Below are 4,776 nucleotides of genomic sequence, written 5' to 3'. Positions count from 1 at the left end.
CGGATGCAGGCATCGGTAACGACATAAGTCATTGGCGGAACTCTCCCATACAGAACGGCGGATTAGCCGTTTCATTTCCTCTGCCTATTGCGTGGCGCAGGGGGAAGTCAACGCCGGATTGCACCGATTCGCCAATTTTTTAGTCGATACGTTGATAGAAAAGCTGCGCCTCTGATGCAGGACCACGCCGAACAGGGACAGACAGCAGCTTTAAAGTCAAAACAGCCTCGCCCAATGGCATGGTGATAATATCGCCAACGCGAACCGCGGCGCTGCCCTTTTCGATCCGGCGGCCATTCAACCTTATATGGCCAGCCTCCGCCCAACTCAACGCGAGCGAACGGCTTTTGGCCAATCGCAGAAAGAACAGCAGCTTGTCGATCCGCAAGGTTTGCCTGACCTTTTAGAGCTTGAGGCCCTTGAGCGCAGCCAATTGCAAGGCCAATGCTGACGGCGGCGCACTTGGCTTTGGTGCTGGCGGCGCGCGATCGGGCTTAGCCTTCGGCTTGGCCGACGCGTGCGGCTTTCGTTCTGCAGAAGCATGCGGCCTGCGCTGTTCGGGCGGACGGGGTTTGGGCAAGCCCACCCAACGCCAATGCGTCAGGACGACGGGCGCGGTTTCTTTTGGCGCGGTTTGCTCTGGTACAACGGCGTCGGCATCGGCGGCAGTCGCTTCAACTGTGGCTTCAGCCTCAGGCGCTGGTGTTGCTTCGACTGGCGTGCTTTCGTCGACCATGGGTGTTTCATCGGCCGCTGTCTCGGGCACAACCGCCGCTTCGGCGGGACGGAAACCGGCGTCGCGCATCAGCGCTTTCAAACCGGCCTCGCTGATACCCAGCGAGGTTGCAAAGGCCATGTCCATGCCAAAGGCATTGTTCTGCCCACGCGCTTCATGCGCTTTTTTGATAACGCGTTCGGCCAAATCGATACGCACATATTCATCACCAATCCGGCGATAGCCCGCATTTCTGGCCTCGGACGGGTTCGCAAAATTCCATGTTTTCAAATGCACCGCACTTTCGGGTGGAAGCACCGGCATGGCACGGCTGTCGCGTGCGGCAAACAAGGCTGCGCGCCATTTGGCGGCAGCGGGTTTCAACGCGGCATGGTGATAAATATCGAGCGCGCCGAAAACGATTCCGCCCTTGCGTGCGGCGCCGCGGGCTTCCTTGGGCAGCGCGGCGATGGCGTCGGCAAGATAATGCCGACCCGCAATCCCGCCTTCATCGGCAAGCCGAACCGCAAGCGCACGAACGTTGCCGTCGACATCGGCTTGCTGGGCGAGGTCGAGCAATCCGACAATGCCGCCCATCGCCTTTGCCAGCTGGCTTTCAATCCAGCTTTCCGCGCGCGTGACAATCTCGCGCAGGGCGTCGCCTTCCAATCCGGCGACGGCCTTTACGGGCGTAAATGCAGGTTGCAGCAGCGTGCGCCCCTTGGTCAATGTGCCCAGAAGATCATCCTTCCAGAAGATCGAAGGTTTACCCTCCCCATCGGCTGCGAGCGAGAATTCGCTATCCTCTGCCATAGATACGTCCTTTGCCTTTTGCCTCAAATGCGCTGCCAGATGTCGTTCGGCGGCAGCCAATAACAATTTACGGTCACCCGCTTTTGCCGCTGGGTCAACCCGAAAGGCAAATCCTTGTAAAGTCCCAATGTCCTCGCCATCGACAAGAACGCGATTATCCTGCTGGATTTCAACGGGTAACAGCCCGACATCGCCAGCACCTTTGCGCAGCAACATTGATGTCCGTTTGTCGACAAACCGCTGACGCAGGGCATCGTGCAATGCATCCGATAATTTTTCTTCCAGCGCCCGCGCGCGTTCGGCCATCGCCGGGGGGTTGGCCAGCCAATCATTCCGGTGCGCGATATAGGTCCATGTCCGCACCGCTGCGATTCGGGCAGACAGCGTGTCGACATCGCCCTGAATATTATCCAGCCGCGCCAGCTCATTTGCGTAAATGCCGTGCGGAATGACGCGCTCGCCCTGCCCCAGATATTGCCACAATGACGCGACAAAGCGGCTATGATGTTCCTCACCCATTTGCCGGAAATCGGGCAAGCAGGCCACTTCCCACAACCGGGCCACATCAACAGGGTGCCGGATCAGCGATTTCACGTCGGGCATTTCGGCCAAGCGCTTGAGCACCAAAAGGTCGATGACCTTGGGCGCGGGCAATAAGCCCGGAAGGCCCGGTTTTTTCTCAAGATCCGCGATCAGCGTCGCGATGTCGTTAAATCTTGGCTTTGCCTCGCGCCAAAATAGCCAGTCCAGCCGCGGGAAGCTGTGCCCTTCGATCGCCAGCACGTCTTCGGGGGTAAATTCGCTGCCTTCGCCCGCGAGCGTACCAAAGCTTCCGTCCCGTTGGTGCCGTCCGGCCCGCCCAGCAATTTGCGCCATTTCGGCGACGGTCAACCTGCGCCGGCGCGACCCATCGAATTTCGACAGGCTGACAAAGGCGACATGCGCGACATCAAGGTTCAGGCCCATGCCGATGGCATCGGTGGCCACGAGATAATCGACCTCACCCGACTGGAACATCGCCACCTGCGCATTGCGGGTGCGCGGCGACAAAGCGCCCATGACCACCGCAGCGCCGCCGCGCATCCGTCGTAATGTTTCGGCGACTGCATAGACCTGCTCAATCGAAAACGCGACGATGGCAGAGCGTTTGGGCAGCCGGGACAGCTTCTTTGCGCCGGCATAGCTTAACGTGGAAAAGCGGGGACGGGAGATGATCTCCGCATCGGGCAGCAACGACCGGATGATCGGGCGCAGGCTTTCCGAACCCAAAATCATCGTCTCCTCACGCCCGCGGGCATGCAAGATGCGGTCAGTAAAAATATGGCCGCGTTCGGGGTCCGCCCCCAGTTGCGCTTCGTCAATTGCAACGAAGGCAAATTCCTTGTGGATCGGCATGCTTTCAACGGTGCAGCAATACCAGCGCGCCTGCGGCGGCTCGATCCGTTCCTCGCCCGTAATCAGCGCGACATTTTGCGCGCCTTTAATCGCCACCAGCCGGTCATAGATTTCCCGCGCCAACAAACGCAAAGGAAAGCCGATCATGCCGCTGGAATGGGCACACATCCGCTCAACCGCGAGATGGGTCTTGCCGGTGTTCGTTGGACCTAAAATGGCCGTGAGGGCTGAACGGACTGGAGGCAAAAGTTTAGGTGGCTGTCAATTCGGCGGCGAGTTCTTTCAAGGGAACTTCGATGTTTGCCAATTGTTCAGGCGTAGGCGACAAGCCCTCTGTCACAAAGGCGCGGCCCTGCACATAATCCTTGGTGGCGTTCACACAATCGAGGGCAATGACACGGCCCGATTTCAAATAGATGAGCGAAAAGCTGCGTGCATCCAAATCGCCGCGCAACACCGTTGTGTCATAACCCGCGCTGATGCCAACGGTTTGCAGCTTTAAGTCATATTGGTTTGACCAGAACCAAGGCACCGCATGATATTCGGTCAGCGCACCCATTAAGCTTTTCGCCACAGCATTGGCCATGTCATTGGCATTCTGCACCGATTCCACGCGCATGATATTGCCGCCAGCAAAGCTGTTGGCATGGGCCGCGCAGTCACCAATGGCAAAGATATCTGGCAAGGACGTCCGGCAATAAGCGTCAACATCAACACCAGCGCCGCCCGCGGCACCCGCCGTCAATAAAGGCGCAACCGACGGGATGATACCAATGCCAACAATAACCATTTGCGCAGGTATAACTTCGCCATCGGCCAAGCGAACGCCGGTGGCGACATCGTCGCCTTCAATCGCCGCAATGCCGACGTTCAGACGCAGATCGACGCCATGGCTGCGATGTTCGGATTCATAAAAACGCGACAGCGGTTCGCCAGCGACCCGCGCAAGCACGCGATCCATGGCCTCCAGCACGGTCACTTTCTTACCCATTTTGCGCAGCACCGCTGCGGCCTCAAGCCCGATATAGCCGCCACCGACAATCACAACGTTCGCGACATCATCCAGGCCTTCGACCATGTGATCCACATCGGCCCGGGTCCTGACAACATGCACGCCGCGCAGATTGCCCCCCGTGACGGGCAGTTGCCGTGGGTCGCCGCCTGTGGCCCAGATCATATGGCCATAAGTGAAGACTGTGCCGTCAGAAGTCGTGACGGAATGCGCGGCGGCATCCACCGTCTCCACCCGCTGGCCAAGCAGCATATCCACCGAACGCTCCGCCCAAAACGCAGCAGGCCGGATCATGATGCGTTCAAACGCCTTGTCGCCCGCAAAATAGTCCTTGGACAATGGTGGGCGCTCATAAGGATATTCAGGTTCGGCATTGACGATAGCGATGCTGCCTTCGAATTTTGCCTGCCGCAATGCGATGGCCGCTTGCGCACCGCCATGGCCGCCACCGACGATGAGAATATCATAATGCATCGTTAAAGATTCGCTCGTTAAGAAAATATCAAAAGTGCGGTAAGCAAAAGGTCAGCAACTGGCTAGTCCCATGCTTGCGGCACTATCAAATAAATGGCAGAGGATGGCGATGACTTTAGACTTTGCCCTCGGCGAAAATGCCGACATGATCCGCGATACCACCCAGCGCTTTGCGACGGATAAAATCGCGCCCTTGGCCACCAAAATCGATGCTGATGACTGGTTTCCACGGGAAGAATTATGGCCAGCCATGGGTGCGCTTGGGCTTCACGGCCTGACGGTTGCGCAAGAAGATGGCGGCCTTGGCCTTGGCTATTTGGAACATGTTGTCGCCGTTGAGGAAGTCAGCCGGGCGTCTGCATCCATT

4 protein-coding genes are annotated in these 4,776 nt (G+C 58.3%); 1 reads left to right on the top strand and 3 read right to left on the bottom strand.

Annotation, left to right across the window (positions count from 1 at the left end; translation table 11 throughout):
• Positions 1–139: 139 nt before the first annotated feature.
• Genes ACIQ5B_RS10250 through ACIQ5B_RS10240 form a run of 3 tightly spaced genes read right to left on the bottom strand, consistent with a single transcriptional unit; the run spans position 140 to position 4,409 of the window.
• Complete coding sequence (locus ACIQ5B_RS10250) at positions 140–388, bottom strand: RNA-binding S4 domain-containing protein (RefSeq protein ID WP_395637197.1); 249 nt, start codon at positions 386–388, stop codon at positions 140–142.
• Positions 389–403: 15 nt separating this feature from the next.
• Complete coding sequence (locus ACIQ5B_RS10245; RefSeq protein WP_397598929.1) at positions 404–3,169, bottom strand: helicase-related protein; 2,766 nt, start codon at positions 3,167–3,169, stop codon at positions 404–406.
• 4 nt (positions 3,170–3,173) lie between these two features.
• Complete coding sequence (locus tag ACIQ5B_RS10240) at positions 3,174–4,409, bottom strand: NAD(P)/FAD-dependent oxidoreductase (protein WP_397598928.1); 1,236 nt, start codon at positions 4,407–4,409, stop codon at positions 3,174–3,176.
• Positions 4,410–4,512: 103 nt separating this feature from the next.
• On the opposite strand from ACIQ5B_RS10240, the gene ACIQ5B_RS10235 reads away from it, so the two are divergent.
• Positions 4,513–4,776: acyl-CoA dehydrogenase family protein (locus ACIQ5B_RS10235; protein WP_397598927.1), on the top strand; the 264-nt coding region annotated here is incomplete at its 3' end.

It is taken from the genome of Sphingorhabdus sp., from assembly GCF_044374345.1.
Taxonomy (GTDB): domain Bacteria; phylum Pseudomonadota; class Alphaproteobacteria; order Sphingomonadales; family Sphingomonadaceae; genus Sphingorhabdus_B.
Note: the sequence above shows the minus strand (reverse complement) of the source record. Positions and strands in the feature narration are given on the sequence as shown.

Bases quoted from the DNA above. Each gene is read 5' to 3' on its own strand.
- ACIQ5B_RS10240 (WP_397598928.1), bottom strand. From the start codon at position 4,409: ATGCATTATGATATTCTCATCGTCGGTGGCGGCCATGGCGGTGCGCAA.